The 20,899-nt window shown below is 58.2% G+C and carries 14 protein-coding genes and 2 pseudogenes; 6 read left to right on the forward strand and 10 right to left on the reverse strand.

From position 1 onward, the window contains the following. Positions 1 to 139: 139 nt before the first annotated feature. Genes I6F21_RS00370 through I6F21_RS00380 form a run of 3 tightly spaced genes read left to right on the forward strand, consistent with a single transcriptional unit; the run spans position 140 to position 2,710 of the window. Positions 140 to 1,000 carry a YqaJ viral recombinase family protein gene (locus I6F21_RS00370; RefSeq protein ID WP_225139007.1) on the forward strand — a complete coding sequence of 287 codons (861 nt, stop codon included), beginning with the start codon at positions 140 to 142 and terminating at the stop codon, positions 998 to 1,000. Further along, the gene (locus I6F21_RS00375) at positions 984 to 2,138 is read left to right on the forward strand and encodes an ERF family protein (protein ID WP_225139008.1); all 1,155 of its coding nucleotides are present in this window, start codon (positions 984 to 986) and stop codon (positions 2,136 to 2,138) included. Before I6F21_RS00370 ends, I6F21_RS00375 begins: the two co-directional genes overlap by 17 nt. Beyond that, the gene (locus tag I6F21_RS00380) at positions 2,135 to 2,710 is read left to right on the forward strand and encodes a hypothetical protein (RefSeq protein ID WP_225139009.1); all 576 of its coding nucleotides are present in this window, start codon (positions 2,135 to 2,137) and stop codon (positions 2,708 to 2,710) included. The genes I6F21_RS00375 and I6F21_RS00380 overlap by 4 nt, the downstream gene beginning before the upstream one ends. 73 nt (positions 2,711 to 2,783) lie before the next feature. On the opposite strand, the gene I6F21_RS00385 is transcribed toward I6F21_RS00380, so the two are convergent. Further along, entirely contained in the window at positions 2,784 to 3,506 is a 723-nt protein-coding gene (locus I6F21_RS00385) for a hypothetical protein (RefSeq protein ID WP_225139010.1), read from the reverse strand. 1,544 nt (positions 3,507 to 5,050) lie between these two features. Here I6F21_RS00385 and I6F21_RS00390 point away from each other — a divergent pair. After that, positions 5,051 to 5,185, forward strand: a pseudogene (locus I6F21_RS00390) (transposase); the annotation flags it as partial. Positions 5,186 to 8,032: 2,847 nt separating this feature from the next. Here the strand turns inward: I6F21_RS00390 and I6F21_RS00405 are convergent. Then, positions 8,033 to 8,447: pseudogene (locus I6F21_RS00405) on the reverse strand (sugar phosphate nucleotidyltransferase); the annotation flags it as partial. 252 nt (positions 8,448 to 8,699) lie between these two features. On the opposite strand from I6F21_RS00405, the gene gmd reads away from it, so the two are divergent. Next, a complete protein-coding gene (gmd, locus tag I6F21_RS00410) occupies positions 8,700 to 9,791 on the forward strand; it encodes a GDP-mannose 4,6-dehydratase (protein ID WP_225139013.1) in 1,092 nt (363 codons plus the stop codon). An 815-nt stretch (positions 9,792 to 10,606) separates the two neighbouring features. Here gmd and I6F21_RS00415 read toward each other — a convergent pair. The 3 genes from I6F21_RS00415 to I6F21_RS00425 all read right to left on the reverse strand — a co-directional run bounded on the left by I6F21_RS00415 (position 10,607) and on the right by I6F21_RS00425 (position 13,352). After that, complete coding sequence (locus tag I6F21_RS00415) at positions 10,607 to 11,590, reverse strand: GDP-L-fucose synthase (protein WP_225139014.1); 984 nt, start codon at positions 11,588 to 11,590, stop codon at positions 10,607 to 10,609. A gap of 280 nt (positions 11,591 to 11,870) precedes the next feature. Further along, positions 11,871 to 12,143: a hypothetical protein gene (locus I6F21_RS00420; protein WP_225139015.1), complete on the reverse strand. Its 273-nt coding sequence runs from the start codon at positions 12,141 to 12,143 to the stop codon at positions 11,871 to 11,873. Positions 12,144 to 12,359: 216 nt separating this feature from the next. Then, positions 12,360 to 13,352 carry an ABC transporter substrate-binding protein gene (locus tag I6F21_RS00425; RefSeq protein ID WP_225139016.1) on the reverse strand — a complete coding sequence of 331 codons (993 nt, stop codon included), beginning with the start codon at positions 13,350 to 13,352 and terminating at the stop codon, positions 12,360 to 12,362. 319 nt (positions 13,353 to 13,671) lie between these two features. Between I6F21_RS00425 and I6F21_RS00430 the strand changes: the two genes are divergently transcribed. Next, positions 13,672 to 15,114: an undecaprenyl-phosphate glucose phosphotransferase gene (locus I6F21_RS00430; protein ID WP_225139017.1), complete on the forward strand. Its 1,443-nt coding sequence runs from the start codon at positions 13,672 to 13,674 to the stop codon at positions 15,112 to 15,114. Between the two features lie 398 nt (positions 15,115 to 15,512). Here I6F21_RS00430 and I6F21_RS00435 read toward each other — a convergent pair whose 3' ends face one another. From I6F21_RS00435 to I6F21_RS00455, 5 genes are read right to left on the reverse strand one after another with little or no spacing between them, the layout of a single operon-like run. Further along, positions 15,513 to 16,511, reverse strand: a complete 999-nt coding sequence (locus tag I6F21_RS00435) for a polysaccharide pyruvyl transferase family protein (protein ID WP_225139018.1) — start codon at positions 16,509 to 16,511, stop codon at positions 15,513 to 15,515. 11 nt (positions 16,512 to 16,522) lie between these two features. Beyond that, positions 16,523 to 17,926 (reverse strand): lipopolysaccharide biosynthesis protein, encoded by a 1,404-nt coding sequence (locus tag I6F21_RS00440; RefSeq protein ID WP_249781764.1) that lies wholly within the window; start codon positions 17,924 to 17,926, stop codon positions 16,523 to 16,525. Positions 17,927 to 17,973: 47 nt separating this feature from the next. Continuing rightward, entirely contained in the window at positions 17,974 to 19,059 is a 1,086-nt protein-coding gene (locus I6F21_RS00445) for a glycosyltransferase family 2 protein (RefSeq protein WP_225139020.1), read from the reverse strand. A gap of 1 nt (position 19,060) precedes the next feature. Then, the gene (locus I6F21_RS00450) at positions 19,061 to 19,582 is read right to left on the reverse strand and encodes a serine acetyltransferase (protein WP_225139021.1); all 522 of its coding nucleotides are present in this window, start codon (positions 19,580 to 19,582) and stop codon (positions 19,061 to 19,063) included. Positions 19,583 to 19,598: 16 nt separating this feature from the next. Then, complete coding sequence (locus I6F21_RS00455; RefSeq protein ID WP_225139022.1) at positions 19,599 to 20,897, reverse strand: glycosyltransferase; 1,299 nt, start codon at positions 20,895 to 20,897, stop codon at positions 19,599 to 19,601. Positions 20,898 to 20,899: the final 2 nt, after the last annotated feature.

Here is a 20,899-nt window from a genome sequence, read left to right on the forward strand (position 1 = left end):
CAGAAAGGACTGGCATCCCCGCGCAAAAGGAGCGTTAATCACCGGACCGGCCTTTCGGCCCTTGGCCCCGGTCTTTCCCCTCGCGGCGGCGGGGGTTTTGGCGGTGCGGCGGCAAGCCGCGTCAACCAAGGAGAGACCGGTGACCACGATTGCAACCGACGGCGCCGCGGCGCCCCGCTCCGTTACCACCTTGAACCGCCACGACCGCCGCGCCTTCATTGGCGGCTCGGACGCGCGCATCATCATGGGCGACGACCAGGACGCGCTGCTGCGCCTGTGGCGGGAAAAGCGCGGCGAGATCGCGCCGCAAGATTTGTCCCGCAACCTGGTCGTTCAGCTCGGCGTTGCCACCGAGGCGCTCAACCGCGCCTGGTACCAGGCCGCCACCGGGCACGCGATCACCGACATCCAGAAGCGGGCTCGGCATTCCGTCCATTCCTGGATGGCGGCCACCTTGGACGGCATCGTCGCGCAGACCGGCGCGGTGTTCGAGGCCAAGTTCATGCTGCCCTGGGCCTTTACCGAAGAGGCCGCAGCGGAGAAGCACATGGCGCAGCTGCAGCACAACATGTGGGTGGTCGCGGCCCGCGCGGCCGTGCTCTCGATCATCACCGGTGGCGGCAAATGGATCGAAATCACCGTGCATGCCGACCCGCTCTACCAGCACCTGCTGCTGACCGCGGAGAAGAAGTTCTGGCGCTGCGTGCAGAGCGGCGAGCCACCGCTGCTGTTTGGCATCGAGACCCCACGGCCGCGGCTTGCCGCGGTCAAGGTCGTCGACATGACCGCCTCCAATCTCTGGGCCGAATGCGCCGCGATCTATCTGCGCACCCGCGACGCCCATGCCGAGCATGAGCTGGCCAAGGCCGAGCTCAAGAAGCTGCTGCCGGAGGATGCCAAGGAGGCGTTTGGCCACGGCGTGCGCGCCAAGCGCTCCAAAGCCGGCGCGATCAGTTTTGATCCGGTTGAGATGGAGCGCGTCCATGCACCAGGCCAGTGAGCATATCGGCGCGATCGCGGCGGCGCTGGCCCGCGCGCAAGCCGAACTGACCAACCCGGAAAAGACCCTGACCGCTCAGATCCGCTCGCCGTTCCTGCGCGATGACGACCGCACCTTTCGCTACGCCTCGCTGGCGAGCGGCCTCGCCATCGTGCGCAAGACCTTGAGCCAGCAGGAGATCGCCACCATCCAGACCACCCGGGTCGAGGAGACCACCGGCCACATCCACCTCACCACCCTGCTCGCCCATTCCTCCGGCGAATGGATCTCCTCGGACTGGCCGGTCTGCGCCTCCCGGGACATCGAGGCGCCGCATCGCATGGGCGCAGCGCTGACCTACGCCCGACGCTACGCTCTGTTCGCGCTGGTCGGGATTGCCGGCGAGGATGATCTGGACGCCCCGGATACGGTCGCCGGTCCACCCGCACCCCCCAACCTCAAGGCCTCGCCCGGCAAGGGCGCTCTCAACCGTGCCGCGGTGCTGCGGCCGGGCGAGTCCGCCGCACTCCGGGAGCAGCTGTTGCGTCAGCTCGAAGCGCTGCCCGCCAGCACCGATCTGCTCAGCTGGGCCATGGCGAGCCTTCCGCTCAAGAACAGCCTGCAGGAGCCGGATGCCCGGCGCGTCGAGGCAGCTTATCAAGCCAAGCTCGAGGACGCTGCCCGTCCCACAGAAAGCCAGACCGACCAACCGGCCGCCCTGAGTGACACGCCAAGCCTGCCAGCAGCGCCTGCGGCTGACGCCGAGGCCGCGCTGCAGCCCGCGCCACCCGAGGCCGGGCTCGCCCTCCCCAAGGAGCCGCCCCGCAAGCGCAGCAAGGCGCACCTGCTGTTTGTCCGGGAGCAGCCCTGCCTAGTGTGCCGGGAAACCCCATGCGACGCCCATCATCTGAAATTCGCCCAACCGCGGGCGCTCGGCCGCAAGGTCAGCGATGAGTTCACGGTGCCGCTGTGCCGCGCCCATCACGAGGAGCTGCATCGGCACGGCAACGAACGGGCGTGGTGGGCGAACCTGCAGATCGCGCCGTTGCCGGTCGCGCAGGACCTGTGGGCGACGAGCCCGATCCACGGTCCGACCGGCAGCGCGGTCGGCGCCCCAGCCGTCCTCGCAAACCTGGGCGCGGAGGCCGCATCCCGATGAACGGTCCCTTCCAAACCGCGCGCGAGCTGACCGCCACGACGCTACCGGCTGAGTTTGCGGCCTTGGCACCGCCGCCGCTGCTGCTGCCCGGTGAGCATCTCGACCATTACCTGGCACTGCGGCAGGCAATCTTCGCTGACCTTGCGCCCCGATCCGCCATCGAGTGGCTGCTCGCCATTGATGTTGCCGAACTGTCCTGGGAGATCCAGCGCTACCGCATGTTGCGGCACAAATTGCTCGAGACCTCTCGCCAAAAGGCCATCGCGGCGGCACTGCTGCGCATCGACATGACCGGGATCGATCCCGACTTCGAAGAGAAGGCTGCGTCCTACACGCAGCAAAATGCGCTGAGCTGGCGGATTGATCCCATCGCTGCGACCGAGATCGACGCGCGGCTTGCCGCCTACGGCTTCGATCAAGACGCCATCACCGCCGAAGTCTACGTGCAGGCGCGCGAAGTCCTGGGTCTGTTCGAAGGCTTGCTCAATGCCGCCCAGACCAAACGAATGTTGCTGCTTCGTGAGATCAGGAATCAGCGCCTTCTAAGTGCACCGATGCGCCGGCCGCGCTAAACATCGCGCTGCCGAGCGCCCCGCTTGCTTTTCGGCGCGTCAACTCCTGCCAAGATACAGCAATGGACGACGATCAGTGATGTCGCTGCTTGCAGTCAGGGTCCGCTTCAAGGGCATCCGCGAGTAGGTCCAGCCATTGAGCCGCTTTCCGCAGCTGCTCGGATGATGGTGGCTCGCCTCGCTTCATCTGCCAGTACAGTGCGATATCACGCGTCGGTAGCGATGACGCCTCGACGACAGCCTGCACAGCGCCGATTGCCTCATCCGTCCGGTGTGTCTGAAGTGCCTTTGCCGGCGTCATGTATTCTTGTTCATGCGTCTCGTTGGTGACCAGACGAAACGGTGCGGGCAGGCGCTTTACTTCGGATGTGCCGCGATAATACGGCGAAGCTAGTCGGAGCGTTTCGTGGGTGACCTGCACATTGATGGTCCTTGCCGGACTAGGGAGCGGTTTCGCAGGCTGCGAAACCGGCGCGCGGATCGACAAATGGGCCATGCACATCCGCCACGACCAGCGGTCAGGGTTTTGCATGAAGTACTGGCGGGCCGCCTTGGCGTGATTGCCGATATAAATCAGCGCGGCACGATCGTCCCGGCTGACGCATCGGAGACGAGCTTTGTCGATCCATTCGTGGAAAGCTTGATCACTAGGCAATTTGTTGCGCGCTGCAGAGAATGCAGCCGCCAACTCGAACGTGCCGGAGATGAAGCCCGACCGTGCTTCCTTGGTGCGCGCGTATGCATTTCTTGCGCTCCGCGCGAGCGTGGAAAGTTGTGCATTTATTGTCTTCGTCACGACCATTTCCCTTCGCTGAACGCGCTGCGCGACAGCCTACAGGCTGTCTCGAGACGCAACTGTGATGTCAGGTGAAATGGTCGTGGCCCTACTCTGTGCTGGCTTCGATGCTGGACCGTTGGCCCCTTGGGCGCTGGTCTCGGATCTTATCGCTCGGAACGGTGAGGGACACCCATACGCACGACCATGCCCAGCATGGCCTAAGTTAGTGCCATCGTCAAGCATGCGAGTGCCAGCATGCGAGTGGCTGTGGTGTAGACCCGTCCCGAGCAGGTTGCGAGGCAACACCGGAGCAGCAGCGTGGCACCCGCAACCTTCGGGCCGTCTATCAGTGAGGCTGCTGCTTGCTCACAATGTCCGTCTCCAGGGCATCTGCCAGCATGTCCAGCCAATGCGCTGCGTCCCGGACCTCGTCGGGTGCAGGTAGCTCCCCCGGGCTCGACCCGCCAGTAGAGCGCGACACTCCGCGTCAACAGCGATGAGGCCTCGATCACTGCTTGCATCGCTCCGATCGCATCATGCAACCCCGCTGTCTTACCTGGTAGAGGCTGCGGCAGGGATGCTCGTTGCTCAGGCTCGCGTGTGATCAATTTGAATGGTGCAGCGAACTGCTTCGTTTCGGAAGGGTAACGATAATAAGGTGCAACGAGGCGAACGGTTTCTTCGGTAACTTGCAACCTGACTGTCGTTGCCGGACGGGCCACTGGTGTCGCAGGCTGCGAAACCGGCCCACCCACCAAATGAGCCGCGCACCTACGCCATGACCACCGGTCCTTGTTATCCATGAAGAAACGGCGAGCCGCTTTGACGTGCCGACCAATAGTAACCAGCGAGCGCGATTATCCTTGCTGATCGACCGCAAACCAGCTTGTTCGCTCCACCAATGGAAGTCTTGATCGCTCGGCAACTTGCCGCGAGCACGACAGAAGGCGGCTGCCAACTCGAACGTGCTCGCAATGAAAGCAGCGCGCCCTCTCTTGGTGCGTTCGTACCCACGCTTGGCACTCCGCGCATGCGTATGAAGATGTGCTTTGCTTTCGCTATCCACCATTTCACTTTTGCCGTATCGCGCTGGCGACGCTTCATTCGGTGAGCGGCCTCTAGCGGCGGCGTGATAGAGCCTGAGCAGACGGCTTACATGTCTTTGGATCTTGCGGTGTTCAAGGCCACGGACTGCACCGTGGTCACCTTTACCCCGTTGAGATCGAGCGCGCCCCCCTGATGCACGAATGGGCATAAATTTCCTCACAATTGTCATAGCGCTTCCTTTGCACCGCAATATACTTCGCCTAACAATCAAGGATGTCAGGCGAACTTTCGATGATCAGACATGCGGCACGCATGCTGGCCATGATGTATTGCGTTTGCAGCCAGCCCGCCTATTCAAGCTATGAATACCAAGCGGTGTCGCCACCGCTGTCATTCTCACAATTCCGCACTCAATATGCCGAGGACTGCCAGCGTCACGATAATCGCAGGATCCGAGATTTCCGCTCCTCAATTCAATGTTCGGCGGGAACTCGGCCAGATCAATTCAACGGTGCCACAGGAGCAAAGCAGTTCGCCAGCTCGTCCGTTCGGTCGACGCTAAACTTTTCTTTCTGCCAAGATACCCGCCTGACCTGAACCTGATCGAACAGGTTTTTGCCAGGCTCAAGCACCTGCTCCGCAAAGCTGCCGTCGGCCCGGTCTGCGCCGCAAGCCGTGACAGTTTGCTCCGCGAGCTGTCGTCGTAGCTACCGAGCTACTGCGAAGTCCGGCAGGGTCGGCCAGGATAATGGGAATCTCGAATTCGCCCCGTCTCCAGTGAAGCCGATACATATTTCCTTCCAGAGAGGCTGCCTGAATGTGCTACATTGTGTTTTGTGCGGTCCTCGGATGTTTGGAATGGATACAGATGAATTGGCCAAAGGTCGTACGCATGCGTCGCAAGGCGAAACCTCGTTGAATGGAGATCATTTCGCGCGACGTGCAATTTGCCCCAACGGTCCTGTCGCATCCTATATTGTTATCGGTCAACCGGATTACCTCGTCGCCCTAGCGCTCACACCGGACGCACGGGCCCCACTTGTCCGACAATTTCGTCGGCGATTGAACGCTACTCCTTAGAACTTCCTGCCGCAATAATTGAGCCGGGAGAAACCCCGGAAGATGCTATTTCTCGCGAGCTTCGCGAAGAGTCCGGATACATGGCGAAGGCTGTCGAGACGATTGGCAGGTCCGCAACATGCGCTTCGCGCATAAGCAACTCAACGACATCCTTCTTCATCCGCACGGACTTTCGCAATGAAACTTCGTATAAGAGCCAGGTGTAGTTGTTGAATTAGTGACGCTGCCAGAACTTCGAACGTTGTTGCTTTCCGGCGAATTTGCCGAGCATGTCACTTGGGCGTCCGCGGCAAAAGGTCTGATAAGCTTCTGATCTCACTGTGTCGAACGCGCGAATTGGACGGACAGCGGATAGGACAGAATGCAGGATCGATACTGCTTTTGGGCCACGTCCCTGCCCAAACAGTTGCGGGGCGACCTCGGTCCACGATCAACAAAGCCCTCGACTGCCTTACATCGGAAAGCCGCTTCGCACTGCAGTCAGACGCTGCGCAGTCGTCCTTCTCGATCAAAACGGGGACGCATTGCCTGCAGGACTTCCATCGAAGGAGACGTTGATTGACAGCACAGTCAGCGCGCACTCTGGAACGATACAAGTACAGGCCCGCCCCTCGAGCATATAACTTCAGCCGTTGACCCTGGAGATCTCCGGGACAGATCCCGGTCTTTCCGGCACTTCTACCTCGATTGGAAGCCTCAGTAAGCTGGCATCGGCCTTGAGAGGAGCGGCCGATCCCCCGAAGCCGCAATGCGAAGCGAACGGTGGTTAACTGTGCGCACTTTCGTCGTCACTTCTAGCTCTACTCTGATCTGTCCGCTTCCGCCGCCGCTTCTTGCGCGTCAACTCAAGCCATACGTTGCTCCCGATCACGAACATGAAAATGACCGCGACCAAAACGCCGATCGCGATAACGACACCTTCCATCTAACCAACATTGCTTTTGTACGCTCTAATCGCGTTTAGGTGGCGTTTCGGCCAAATGTATGGCCGGCGCAAATCGCGATCTGAGAAGTACTTGGGAAACGATCACCGGGGTCGTACAGACCATCGGTCAGCGGCCTCGCGATCAGATCGGACTGCAGGCCATCTGAAATATGCCTTTGAACTCTGAAGCAAAGGTCTTCGACTAGTGCACTGCGCACTGAGTAGCGAGTTCCCTGCTTTCGCTGCCCGCCTCTTTGAAGGTTCGCATCGAGGAGCGGCTCCGACGCCGCTTGCAACTAGCTTTTGAATAGACGAAGCACAGATCACCCGAGAAGTCGGGTTTTTTCGTGAGTAAGAAACGTCGACCCGATTTCGGCGGCTCCGCCTCCGCGGCCAACCGGATCGCTCGCTCGGCGTCCAGCATCGCCTGCAGCGTAGTCACACAGCCGCAAAGAGAAACATCATTGCCCATCGCCGAGCAGAAGATCAAAATAAGCAGTCTCTGTCCGAATTGCTGATCGTGGCACCGCTTCAGATCCCAGCGACCAGCCGGCTGTTTGCGGGCGCCGCTGTGTTGTGGGATCCGCTAGTCGGTATCCACTAGCAAATGGCCAAGCTGGGTTGGCGTGATGGTCACCACGCCATCAGCCGACGACGGCCACAGGAAGCGGCCGCGCTCCAGCCGCTTGGCATAAAGCAACCTGCCCAGTCCATCGCGCCATCAGCTTGCCGCTTCTGTCACGGAACACATAGAGGCCATCGTCGTGCGGGTCTCACTTGAAGGCTTCCGGCACCAGCACGCCCAGCGGGTTCATGTCGCGACGCATGTCGGTTGGCCGGTCTCAAGCCACACCCGCACGCCCGACCCGATGGGACCACCGTGGGCGTCCATCAGCCAGCGCCGCCTCGGGGCCTCAGCATCGCCGCATCGACCGTACCCCTAATCAGCCTTTCGAGCCCCGGTCAATTCGATCTCGATCGACCCGCCGCTGCTGGCCGACGCGACTGAGCGCGAAACGCCATACCGCCGCGCCGTCGCTGCGACTTGGCGCGATGCCTGTAAGCTCTACAGAACGATCTTGAGCTTCGCCTCCTTGGACCAGTGCCGCCGCCGGGTGTTCACCACCTCAAGCCGTTCGATTTTGACACTGCGCCTATCACTGTCGATAAGGACAGCTCTCAACAAAACGCCTCATTCGGCAAGGCGGCCTTCAATCGGACGGATACCCCACAGGCCATCGCTTACGAAGAGAGGGCGGCCGTCGATCTCAGCGAGCGCTCGAGTCGCACACCATCTCACAGCAACGCCGGTAATCCCGACCGAAGCGTCGACCAGCACTTCGTTGCGAATATATCCCCATATCGCGAGGGCGAGTGGCCGGATAACCTTGACGCCACCTTAGTCTCAGCTCACCGTTACGATGCTGCCCCACCGGAAACTCTGACCTCGCTGCGGTGATCGCTCCCGCGGAGTTTCAACAGCTACCGCGGCCGCTGGCCACTCCGGCCTGACGCCGAAGGTGACGACGCGTCCCGCATTCGCGGCGGCAAGGCCCTCGCGGCACGCGGCGACGAAGGCGGCCTTGTCGGCGGCGAGCGCGAGCACGATCGCCTCACTAGCGCGGTTCTGCGCCAACACCGCGCCGGCCGCGATCGCAGGACCGGAATCGCGCCGCATCGGCTCGAGGATCACGTCCGCCTCGATGCCGATCTCGGCGAGCTGCTCCAGCACCATGAAGCGGTAGGAGGAGTTGGTGATGACGATCGGCCGGTCGAACAAAGAGGGATCGGACACGCGCAGCAGCGTGTCCTGGAAGGTCGAGCACGTGCCGAACAGCGGCAGCAACTGTTTTGGCCTCACCTCGCGCGAAGCCGGCCCACAGCCGCGTGCCGGCGCCGCCGCACATGATCAGGGGGATTATGCGTTTGTCAAAAATCTGAAGCTCCACGCCAAATGCCAGTTCAATAAAATAGAGACAGCATCTATAGAGCTACAACATCACGCCGGACGTGAATTTGAAATAACCTGATCATGACTATCTGTTGCCTATTCTCCAGACCTCGAAAGCCGTTAATCTAAGCTTGCTTTTTTTGGTTCAGCCCGTCTCCCTATTGCGTCCGTTTTCGAGTACGAACGGGTACCAAACCCAGAGATTATTATGTCAAAGAAACGTGCACTTATTACTGGCGTAACTGGCCAAGACGGCGCCTATCTCGCTGAATTGCTTTTAGGAAAGGGATATGAAGTCCACGGCATCAAGCGCCGGACTTCGCTATTCAATACGGATCGTATCGACCATCTCTACCTGGATCCTCACGAGCCGAATCCACCGTTCCGATTGCATTACGGCGACCTGACGGATTCTTCGAGCCTCATACGCATCGTTGGCCAGGTACAACCCCACGAGATCTACAATCTCGCAGCACAAAGCCATGTGGCCGTTTCATTCGAGGAACCGGAATACACCGCGAACTCTGACGGCCTCGGCACCCTTCGAATTCTCGAGGCGATACGGATCGTCGGCTTGGAAAAAACTACGCGATTTTACCAAGCCTCAACATCAGAGCTGTACGGCCTAGTCCAAGAGATCCCCCAAAAGGAGACTACGCCTTTTTATCCGCGCTCGCCGTACGCCGTAGCCAAGCTCTATGCGTATTGGATCACGGTCAATTACCGCGAGGCCTATGGGATGTATGCCTGCAACGGCATCCTCTTCAACCACGAATCTCCCGTCCGCGGCGAGACCTTCGTGACCCGGAAGATCACGCGCGCTTTGGCGCGGATCCATTTGGGACTGCAGGAGAGGCTCTACCTAGGCAACCTCGATGCGTTACGCGATTGGGGACACGCCCGCGACTACGTCGAAATGCAATGGCTGATGCTCCAGCAGAACAAGCCAGAGGATTTCGTGATCGCTACGGGCGTGCAGCATTCTGTCCGAGATTTTGTCAATATCGCTGCCAACGAAGTGGGCATGACGGTTCGCTGGGAGGGAAGTGGCGTCGAAGAAAAAGGGTACAACGCGAAGACCGGCAAGTGTGTCGTTTCGGTCGACCCCCGGTATTTTCGGCCCACTGAGGTTGCGACGCTTCTTGGTGACCCATCAAAGGCCAAGCAGAAACTCGGCTGGGAGCCCAAGACCTCGTTCGAAAGCCTGGTTCGAGAAATGATGAAGGAAGATCTCGAATCGGCAAAGCGCGACGAGCTCATCAAGCAGCACGGGTTTAGATATTATCCACGCCACGAGTAGTTCTTGTGGATCGGCCAGCAAGGCGACAACCCAGGCAAATGAGCGCCCATCGCGGCGCTCATTTGCCTTCGGATGACATCCATTGCGATTTGATGCCCAAGGCAATCGGACCAGCATCCTCCGCCAGCAGCGTTTTTTCGGCCTTCTTCTTCTGGCCTGTCGATACTCCTGGCCACCATCGCTTCTAGGCGCGCCTCCTTCATCGCCGCAGCACGTACAGAGAGCCCGCGTTCAGAACGATGGGCCCTGCACCTTGCCGCGAACGTCCCATTTCCATCGGGAGGCCGCAACGTCGTCTTGAGGAGACCAAGCTCGCGCCCAGATTGGACCGTAAACAGACTAGCCTTCTGGGGAGCCACTGGCGTTCTCTCCATTAATTTAAACCATATATTTAATTGATTATTGTTCGCTAATATATTATATTTATTAAACGCTTGACGATGTCCCCCTGTAGGAGGAGCTATGACGATTCTCCTGATTGTTGGCGGTGGGTTGTTGGGATCTATCGTTGCGTTCGTGTTTTTCAGCAACGTTTATCTCGAGTTGGCATCAAGGCGTGCTCGAGAGCTACGCTGGCGGGCCAGGTTTTCAAAAAATTATGAGGGCAAGAGTTCGAATTATGCTCACCAGGCTGATAAAGCCCGCAATCACCGGAAGGCAATCTATAGAACGTAGTGCACGCTCAATTGTTAACCTCCATAGGAACGACGTACAAATTGGCAGGGACGGAAGGGCGTCGCAAAGACGACGACACCTGTTTCAATGCTCGAAAGTTAGTCTTAGGCTCGATGCTCTCTTGGTGCAACGGCGTGCAGCTAACCGGCGTGGCCGGTTGTAGCGATCTCGAGGTTGCGCCCGTAACCGCTTAAGAAATCGTCGTATGCGGCAGCCAAGCCTGTCAGCAACGTAGTGTTAGGCCTCCAGCCAAGGGCGCGAATCCGTGAACTATCGAGCAGCTTGCGTGGAGTCCCGTCAGGCTTGGACGTGTCAAAAATCAACTTGCCTTCGAAGCCGACGACCTCCGCCACGGCCGCTGCGAAATCAGCGATCGACACCTCATCGCCGCTGCCGACGTTTATCGGCAGGTCACTCGAATAGTTCTTCAGAAGGAAAACGCAGGCATCCGCAAAATCCTCGACGTTGAGAAATTCGCGCAGCGGCGTGCCAGTGCCCCACACGGTGACCGTCGGCGCCTTGGCAAGCTTAGCTTCATGGAAGCGTCGGATCAGTGCAGCCGGCACATGACTATGGTCCGGATGATAATTGTCGCCGCGGCCGTAGAGATTGGTCGGCATCACCGAGATGAAATCGTCGCCATATTGCCGACGATAGGCTTGGCACATCTTGAGACCGGCGATCTTGGCGATTGCATACCACTCGTTGGTCGGCTCAAGTGGCCCCGTCAGCAATTCGCTTTCGGTGATCGGCTGCTTGGCGTGCTTGGGATAGATGCAGGACGAGCCCAGAAATAGCAGACGTTGGACACCGATCGTGTGGCTCGCACGAATGACGCTCAGCTCCACTGCAAGGTTGTCACAGAGAAAATCGACCGGAAAATTGCTATTCGCTGCGATGCCGCCCACCTTCGCAGCGGCGTGCACCACAACCTCGGGACGGTTGGCCTCGAGCCATTTCAGTGTGGCCTCTTCTTTCGTGAGGTCCAGCTCCCGCCGATCGGCCGTCAGCACGGTGCAATTCTCTGACGCAAGCCTGCGGACGACAGCCGATCCCACCATGCCGCGATGACCCGCGACAAAGACGCGTTTGCCCCTGAGGTCGAAAGTTGAAGCTCCTGTCATTGAAATCCTCTAACAGTATCCGTCTGGCCGCCAATCTTCACGAGATGCGGCTGTGGCGGTCGCCTTAAGCAATCACGCTGCCTATGCAGCCCCGCGGAACTGGTAACACAATCTTCACCACGCAACAGCCTGTTCCGGCCTAGCAAAGATACTCATGGTGAACCTGCGTTGCGCGCACAAAAGGTCAGCACACAATGAAACAAAACGAGCAAGGCAGCCGCATCAGCTGTGCGACTGCCTTGAAAGATCGACAAAACGGCAGCCGCCGCTCGGTTAGGTCTTAGTAGGCTCGGCGCAGAACGGGACCGACAGGCGCGCAGACGCGGTCCATGTACCAGCCATACGGCGTCTCGACCCGCACCAGGGGACAACGGCGCCAAGGCGCATACCGATACGGATACGGCTGTGCCCAGAAGGTAACAGGCGTCACCTGGCTCTCGCCCGCGAGCAGGGCCGCCGATGAGGGCATCTGCATCGCCGCGCTCGCCCCGCTCGCTGCGCCGAAAGTAACAGTTGCGGCCAAAAAGCCAACTCGCATCAACGTCTTAAACATCCAAAGAAGCTCCTCGCCGCTGCGGATTTGATCCTAACGCGCTTGTCAGACCCTAGCCCATCCAACGTCACGGTCCGTAAAGTCACTCCGCGACTAGCCCAAATAGTGAACCGAACTTTACCAAGGCCGCCGGCGGAAATGCAACCGACGCCGGGGCGGCAAAGGGACCTTTGGGCAATATGGCGAGCAAGTGTGGCTTCTTGGTCCTATTTTTTCCTATTTGTCCTGGCTCCACGCGCCTGGAGCCGCGAGGTCGGGTGAACGGCGATACACATCCCGCAAGAACTGGTAGCTGACCGTTTGAGCCAAAGGCACGTCTTCCTCGCCCAGCTTGGCGAAGAGAAGGATATCCCGGAGCGTCCGCCAGCGGCTTTCGTCGTAGTCGCCGATGCGACCACCCGTCGGCAATACCAGCGGGCGCTGCTGCTGCAGCTCGAATTTGAGCCGCTCGGAATTCAACCTGGCCGGATCGGCGCCGGCGAGAACGGGCACGCTCCGTGCATAGTCCGCGTAGGTGAATTGCCATCCTCGAATGAGGCCCTGAAGGACATCGGCAATCATAGATGGCTGTTCATGGACGAGACTATTGCTCGCGAAGTAGACTAGGCCAGGAACATGGATACCGTAGTCTTGCGGTTTGATGACGTTCAGCTTCACGAAGGTCGAGCTGGTAGGATCCGGCTGCTCGTCGATGGCGGCGATGATCGCATCCACCTCCCCGGACCGCAGGGCTTCGAAGCTGTCGCGGTCCGGCACCTTGGTGATCTGGCTTCGGGGAAGCCCGAGCTGCGCCATCATGGCATCGAAGACGACGTCTCCCTCACTCGCCCTGCGGTATCCGACCCGCTTTCCGACCAGATCGGCCGGCCGCCGCAAGCCGGAGCTTTCGAGCGTGAAGATCGCGACAGAGGTGTCGAGGAAGCTTGCGGCAAACGCAGTCACGGGGACGCCGCGCCAGCTCGCCAGCAGGAAGTTCTGGCCGCTCGTCACGCCGATGGCATGTTGGCGTGCAATGGTTTGGACGAAGTCAGGGTCTTCGGGCTGAGCCGACACCTCAATGCGGGAGGAGAAATATCCCTGCGTGGCTGCAGCGAGTTCGCCGGCAAACCGCGCGCCATATCGCCCATCAACGAGAAGCTTGATCGCGACGGACCTGGAAGCCGTTGGAACTGGGAGGGGGCCGGCATCGGGACGCAGAAGCAGAAGCACGAGTCCCACCAAAGCGACGGCCGCAAGGCCAATGGCGAGGTAGCGCTTCCCGCTCGACCGGGTTCGCCGCCGGGACTGGGTGCGAGGCAACGAGGACTTCCTAACGGGTTGTGAAATTTAACATATCAGTCGAGGCGAGATGAGCTACAATGCACGCTTGTGGGGTAAGGTTAATTTTTCCTTCGCCTTGTTCTAACAGCGATATTGCCCGATAGCACGGCTTGTTCGGGCTAATGAATTTTGCGTCAATGGATTTGGCAGGATGACAATTCTTTCCACTCGGCCGGTGCCCGTCGCTGATTCTGCGACGGAAATTCGTGTGGTCGAGCCGGTCACGCCTACATCCGGAGGCTTTGCGCCGAGCTGGCTGCGACCTGTGGTGGTCGAACGGCTGCTGGCGGTGGTGGATGCGGCGCTGATCGTGGTCAGCGGCATCGGTTGCGCGGTTGGCTATCACGTCGTCACCGCGGGCACGCTCGGCAAGGCCGACGTCTATGCGGCCGCCAGCGTGCTGGTGGCCATCAACTTCGTCCTGCTGACCATCGTACAGCAGGGCTATCGCCTCAAGACGGTCACCCACCTGCCCCGCACGTTCCGGATGACGCTGGCGACGTGGACCGGCCTGTTCGGGGCGCTGCTGGCGATCGCCTTCACGATGAAGGTCAGCGACGAGTTCTCGCGCGGCACCACGATCTCGTTCTACCTGGTCGGCCTTGCCGCCCTGCTCGCCTGGAAGATCGTGGCGGCGCGCTGGACCGCGCATGCCTTGCGCACCGGCGCCTTCGCCAACGGACGGGCGCTTCTGGTCGCCGAGTTCGGCCTTGCCACCTCGTCCAACGCGGTCGAGGACCTCGGCCAGCACGGCTACCGCCTGATGCGCGTGATGGAGATCCCGGCCAGGGAGCTGGCTTCGCCCCTGCTGCTGTCCTCGCTGGCGCCGCGCTTCGAGGAGCTGATCAATTACGCGCGCGAGCACCGGATCGAGCACGTCTTCCTCTTGATCAACTGGAGCCGGCAGCATGCGATCGACAGCATTCTGGACGTGCTGAAGATCCTCCCCCTCCCCGTGCATCTGGTGCCGGACCCCAATACGGCGCGCTTCCTGCGCTATCCGCTTGTCGGCACCGGCAACACCTTCACCGCCGAGCTGCGCCGCGCCCCGCTCACCTGGCGCGAACGCGCGCTCAAGCGCGCGCTTGACCTTGCCGGCGCCAGCCTTGCGCTGTTCGTGTTCGCGCCGGTGATGCTGGTGACCGCGGTGCTGATCAAGCTGACCTCGCCGGGGCCGGTGTTCTTCCGCCAGACCCGCCACGGCTTCGGCGGGCGCGCGTTCAGGATCTTCAAATTCCGCACCATGCGCGTGCTCGAGGACGGCCCGACGATTCAGCAGGCGCAGAAGAACGACCCGCGCGTCACGCCGATCGGCAAATGGCTGCGCAAGACCTCGATCGACGAGCTGCCGCAGCTCCTCAACGTGCTCAAGGGCGACATGTCGCTGGTCGGCCCGCGCCCGCACGCGGCCGCCCACAACACCGAATATGAGCAGATCATCGGCAACTACGCCTTCCGCCACCACGTCAAGCCCGGCATCACCGGCTGGGCTCAGGTCAATGGTTATCGCGGAGAAACCCGCACGCTCGACCTGATGCAGAAGCGCGTGGAGTATGATCTGTGGTATATTAACAACTGGAGCTTGTGGCTCGACGTCTCCATTATCATCAAAACTGCCTTTATCAGTTTTGGCCAAGCGCGCGCGTACTAAAGGTCACGTTCATTTGAGTCCGACTTGTCGCGCTCTTAAAGCCGATGCCCCTTTGGTGCGGCATTCGGTGCGTGCATACTGCGTACTCAGGTAGGCAAGCCAAGCTCCAGCATAGCATTTGACCTAGCGACGGCTATCAGGTGGCAGCGATCATCCCCAAGGCCTCATGTAGCGAAGAACAGGAATTCCGGCCGCGCACAGCTGCAGCGGCGAGTTCGAAAAGTCCGCATGTGCATTTTCGCTAATTAGCGTGAATCGAGGGATATCCCCGCACGCTCGGCGCTCAGGCCTATCGCGTTTCACCACGCGAACGCTGCAATCTGCAGATTGTAGCAACGCATGTGCCGCAACATTGTCGAGGAAGCAAGACAGGCGAGCCCACCGGCCAACAAAACTCACTATTTCCCATTCATTATGATTGCCTCATCTAGCGTGCTCGCTCGGCGAACACCTTGCCAGTCTGTCGAGAATGCATCGATAATTCCGCTTATCTTACCGTAGTTATTGTCAAGCACTATATGGGGTATACCGAGAAGGGAACTTACAATGTGAACGTGTAGCCGATCGGATACAATTTGGTCGTACGCCGATAGCAACGTGATTCCCCTCAAAAAGCGAAGCTCAGCTTTCCTTTTGTAAAAATCCATCATCCATTGGCGGCGCCTACCCCCTTTTACTAACTGCGGCACACCGCTAGTAATCAATGCTCGACCAATGGCTGCGGCTGTTGTCCAACGCGGCTCTTCAATCCAGTCGGCCACATCTCCATTGGGAGGTATTGAGGTTTGCTTCAGCGAGCTTGTCTGAGCTTTCTCAATGTCCGTGCGCAAGAGAAACAGTGTCCTTCCATTGGATCTGCCAACCTTGTTTACCGATCCCAACGCAAAGGCCATATCCGGACAAAGAGCGACGCGACACTGAAACTTGCGTCTTGCGAATTCCAAGCTTCTCGCATCACGAACCAAAAGTAAAAAATTTGGATGCTTCTCGAAGACCCTTGCAGCTCTGTCAGCATTCCTCTCCGACTGAAAGTTGATGGATTGCGGCAACTGAATAATGGTCTTGTCCGGGAATCGCTCAATGACGGCTTCTCGGAACTCCTGTGGATTGGGCCAGTATTTGGACCAGACGTCACCGAGGTTGCCCCCCCCCTGAAGGTAAATCGTCTGCTGTGGTCTAATCGCCTCGACGTTGACCCTCGACATCGTCGAGATAAAAGATGGAGATAGACCTCTTTTGGCCAAGAAGGCCATGCTGCCAAGCCAGATGGCAGTATCTCCAACATTCGGGTAGTCCGGAAAATCTAAGAACGCGATCGGCCCCTGGTTAACAAAAGGACTCAGAACGCGGTCCATCTCCGCGTTCATGCGCGCAATCATTTCGAGATGTGTTTCCAACGCTCACCTGCTCAACTCAGGCTTCCCAACAATCGGGTGTAAGCACGAAAAGCCTTCTGATCAAGAAGGTACAACGTTAAGATATAAACTAAAGCACCGCAAGGAATGACGATCGTGACATATATGACGTCCTGCGGGAGGTAAGATCGAAACAAGTGATTAGGCAAATAAAGAGCGGCTGCCATGACGCATGATGCCAGAAACGGCGCGCGGATTGCCTTAATGCATGTCCGAAACGAAACCGATGACGACACGCGCAATAGGTATTGTTGATAGGGCATCATCACGTAAGCGCGTGCGACGTAGGCCAGACAGACAGCAGCTACGCCAAATGGCGCTGCTGAAAGTGAAAAGAAGAATGTCGCAACAATCTGGACGATAGCCAGCCGAGACAGCTGCCGCACTGCGCCAACAGCGGTCAGCGCGTGGCCGACAAGATAGTTTAGGACCAACGGCACTCCCAAAAGCCCTAGGATCTGGACAATAACAATACTGTCGGTCCAATTGGGCCCAAAAAGAAGCGGGACGACTTCTTTCGCAGTGATTGTAAGCCCCAGTAACGATGGCAGGAGGGCGATTGCGGCGATGTTCAGGAAACGCGCGTATGCATCTTCGAACTTTGCCGGATCCCCCTTCAGCCTGGAAAAGACGGGTAGCGCGACGCCCGCGAGCGGCTGAAGAATGGCTGTACTTATTGCTTCTGTAAGTCGCCAACCAACTCGGTAGTGCGCAACAGATGCGGGTCCCCAAACCCGACCAAGAATGACCTCAGGGATTCTGAGCAAGATTAGCCACAGGAGTTGAGAGGTCATTACCCCTACGCAGAAGGGCAAGAACGGACGAAGTGCGAACCAAGAGAACCGAAACCGGGGTGCCCACCGGCTAAAGAGCCAGGAAGATACGGCGTTCGAAAGGCTCGTCATCCAGACTTGGAGGATTAAGCTCCAAATACCCAGGCCGTTATAAGCGGCCAGTACGGCGAGCCCACCACCCAATAACGTAGACACAAGAGTTCGTATAGCAACAATCTTATGACCGAACTCGCGAAGGCTTCGTGCGAGATGAATGGTCGCGAGTGCTTCCACGGGAAGCGCAATTCCCAGGCATTGCAAGGGAGCCGCCGCGCCGGGTGCATTCATCAGAACAGCATAAGCGTCTGCTGAGACCCAAATTAGCGCGGCTATCGCGACGCAAAGAACTAAGTTTGTCCAGAACAACGTGTCTAGAGCATCTTCATCCAGATCGTGTTGCTGTATCACGTAATTGTTGAAGGGAGCTGCAGTTAGCGTTGCGAGTAAGGTGAAAACGATCTGCGCCAGCGTAAATATACCGAACGCATATGGATCCAACAGCCTCGCAAGTAGAGCAAACGTGACGAAGGATGCAATCGAAGCCCAACCGGTTGCGACCGCCATCCAAAGGACAGCTCCACGGGTTCGCCGCCTGAGAGACTCCTGATCCATCAGAACTGGGGCAAACGACTGATGCGTTCATCGACGCGAGTAATATGCTTGCTGTCCACTAGTCGTCCTATCCAATTGCGAACAACTCGCCATTCACCGGAATGTAGCCCATGGGCGAGCGCAAAATTGAAGTAGCGCGCGAACATTACTATCGAGTTCCGGTTCGCTAGGACACAGCGAAAGGCCAGCTCTCTTGCTAACTCGGGAGACCAGCAAAGTCCTTCTCTGAGTGATCGAGCCATTCTATTGAATTCTGCGGAATAGTCAGACAGCCCACAGTCGAATATGTTTTCAGCGTGAGAGCAAAACGGAGCGGGATCGAAGAGCTCCACACCTTTTAGGGCCGCAAACGAGGCAGCCAAAAAGCGTGAGATACTTACTGCACAGGCATTCTGCGCATCACGCTTCAAGACGCTCTCGCTTTGGCTATGGTAGCGGTATTTTATAAGTGGCCGCTTGATGTTCGCACATGAACCGAGTTGAGCGAGCTGTCCAAAGAAAAAGTAATCCTCAGCTAGACTAAGAACCTCCAGTGATTGATCTGTCGGAAGAACTCGCAACATGTCGATGCCGTACCATCCACCGTAGCGTCTTAGCTTTAGAAGATCGATCGCTGCCGTTGGATGTGCAATGGGATTGTAGAAAAAACTCGCAGATGCGACCGCGGCCGGCGTTCCTGGCAGCCGCATGTAGCCTATTTCTTGGCCGCTCTTGTCAATGACGGTGGCCTCAGCTCCAAGTACTAGTAGATCAGATTGCCTGTCAAACGTGTCGACAACCACTTGGAAGCGGTCAGGCCGCGATATGTCATCTCCGTCCTGCCGAAGAACAAGGCGAGCATCAGCCCTTTCCAACCCGAAGTTCAATAGTCCCGCAAGCCCCCTGGCGCCGGGATTGGAAGCTACATGAACGCGACGGTCCTTCTCGGCATATCGCTGGGCGATCTCGAGGGAGCCATCGGTAGAGCCGTGATCAAGTATTGAGAGCCGCCAGTCTTGAAAGGTTTGAGCGAAAACACTGTCGATCGCTTCGGGCAAGTACGGGAGCGCGTTCTTTATCGGCAGCAAGACCTCAATGGTAGGCATTCTAGCTCTCAAGTGAATGGCTAGCGAAGCGAAACGGCTGCCCCACGACGGTGACACCCGGAGGGACGTCCTTTACCACGGCAGTTAAGGCTCCAATTCTAGAGTTGCTTCCAACTCTGACTGGGCCAATGATCTGCGCGTAAGCCCCCAATTCTACGTTGTCCCCTAGGGTAGGCGCACACTCTTGTTCACCTTTGTTTCCGATAGTAACCCCCTGCCTGAACGTACAGTTACTACCTATAGTGGCTTTCGGATGCACGAAAATTCCGCCGAAATGCCAAATGCGCAGGCCCGGGCCGATTGCGCATTCTTTCGGGATACTGATACCGGTAATGATTGCGACTAAGTGAAAGAGAAGCCAATACCAGCGTGTTTTCAACGAACGAATTCTTCCGGCCCGTTCTCGATCAATTCGCCGTCCATATCGGTAGACCCAGAGGGCCCAAAGCGAGGGTTCTCGCCAAAAAAAAGAACCATTTCCGACTCGGGCAAGATCGGCGTTCCAATCAGGATCGTTGGTCATAGAACAGTATCTTCACTCAGCATGTCTGACAAACTTGTTGCTCATCGGGAGATGAGCTAATCGCTCGTCGGCCGTTTCGAGTGTTGTCACGACACACACCCAATTCGCTTGAAAACAGTCCAGCCAGAAGTTCCGCCTGACGAGACAGATCATGTCGTTGAAGAACCCGCTCTCTTCCGTTACGTGCCATTTCTTCAAGCAGCTCACGAGGCGCATCAAGACAGCTTCGGATGGCCGTGACGATATCTGACTTGGAGCCAGCCGGGAACAACCATCCGGTCTTACCGTCCACCACCAGCTCTGGTATTCCATTAACGAATGTAGTGATTACAGGACGACCCATTGCCATTGCTTCAATCAAGGCGAGTGGGAGACCTTCCGCGAAGCTTGGAAGTACCACGGCCTGCGCACTGAAGATCTCTCTCTTGACTCTCTCGGCGCTTGCCCACCCAGTTATTTCCACGTACCTCTCCAGGTTGTAACGAGCTATCATTTCCTCGAGCTCATGGCGCAATTCTCCATCGCCAACCAGGACTACCTTGAAGTCGCGTCCATCTCCTGCGAGATCGCGAACCGCTTCAATCAAGAGAAGCTGTCCCTTCTGCTCGCAAAGTCTGCCGACGCACACCAGCCGATTGCTGCGAGGCACCTCAAGGCGATCCCCCCCTCCGAAAGCGTCATCCACTCCACAATGCACCACTTTAACCTTAGACCAAAGCTGATGCGCGATGACGCGATAGATTTGACTGCGGCAGAAGGAAGATATCGCAACAACGAAAGCCGCGCGTTCAACTTTCTTCGCCAAATGAATTGAGTGTACCTTGTCGAATTCTTCTGGGCCATGGACGGTGAAGCTATAACTGACGTTTGCCAGGACAGCTACCAACAAGGCGACCTCCGCAGGATTCGTGCCGAAGTGAGCGTGCAAGTGCCCGATCTGATACTTCTTAAGCTGTCGCGTTATCCAACATGCCTCAGCAAGGTAAATCAGGTGCCAAATCGCCAGCCTATCCGACCCACGCATCATTTTTGCCGCCAGCCAGGCCGCCGAGATAAACTTCCGAGGCGACCGAGCAAGTATCATTGCGCACGCGCAAGCCAGACCTGTTGCTCCAGCCTTCAAAACAAAGGATGTCCTGTTAACCTCAGCCAAGTCATCAGGGTCGACCAAATGATCCTTCCATCCTCGCATTGCGAAACGTACAATGCGAAATCCGCGGCGTTCAAGCTCCAGGATCTCGCGCCTTATGAAGGTATGACTTACCTTGGGATAGTGATTCAAAATATACGCAACCGAATGATCAATTGATTGCATGG

The sequence above is a fragment of the Bradyrhizobium sp. NBAIM03 genome (assembly GCF_020194055.1).
Taxonomy (GTDB): domain Bacteria; phylum Pseudomonadota; class Alphaproteobacteria; order Rhizobiales; family Xanthobacteraceae; genus Bradyrhizobium; species Bradyrhizobium yuanmingense.

Coding starts and splice junctions, on each gene's coding strand:
- I6F21_RS00415 (WP_225139014.1), bottom strand. CDS start 11,590: ATGACAGGAGCTTCAACTTTCGACCTCAGGGGCAAACGCGTCTTTGTC.
- I6F21_RS00450 (WP_225139021.1), bottom strand. CDS start 19,582: ATGACCAACGATCCTGATTGGAACGCCGATCTTGCCCGAGTCGGAAAT.
- I6F21_RS00420 (WP_225139015.1), bottom strand. CDS start 12,143: ATGTTTAAGACGTTGATGCGAGTTGGCTTTTTGGCCGCAACTGTTACT.
- gmd (WP_225139013.1), top strand. CDS start 8,700: ATGTCAAAGAAACGTGCACTTATTACTGGCGTAACTGGCCAAGACGGC.
- I6F21_RS00375 (WP_225139008.1), top strand. CDS start 984: ATGCACCAGGCCAGTGAGCATATCGGCGCGATCGCGGCGGCGCTGGCC.
- I6F21_RS00445 (WP_225139020.1), bottom strand. CDS start 19,059: ATGCCTACCATTGAGGTCTTGCTGCCGATAAAGAACGCGCTCCCGTAC.
- I6F21_RS00380 (WP_225139009.1), top strand. CDS start 2,135: ATGAACGGTCCCTTCCAAACCGCGCGCGAGCTGACCGCCACGACGCTA.
- I6F21_RS00455 (WP_225139022.1), bottom strand. CDS start 20,897: ATGCAATCAATTGATCATTCGGTTGCGTATATTTTGAATCACTATCCC.
- I6F21_RS00440 (WP_249781764.1), bottom strand. CDS start 17,926: ATGGCGGTCGCAACCGGTTGGGCTTCGATTGCATCCTTCGTCACGTTT.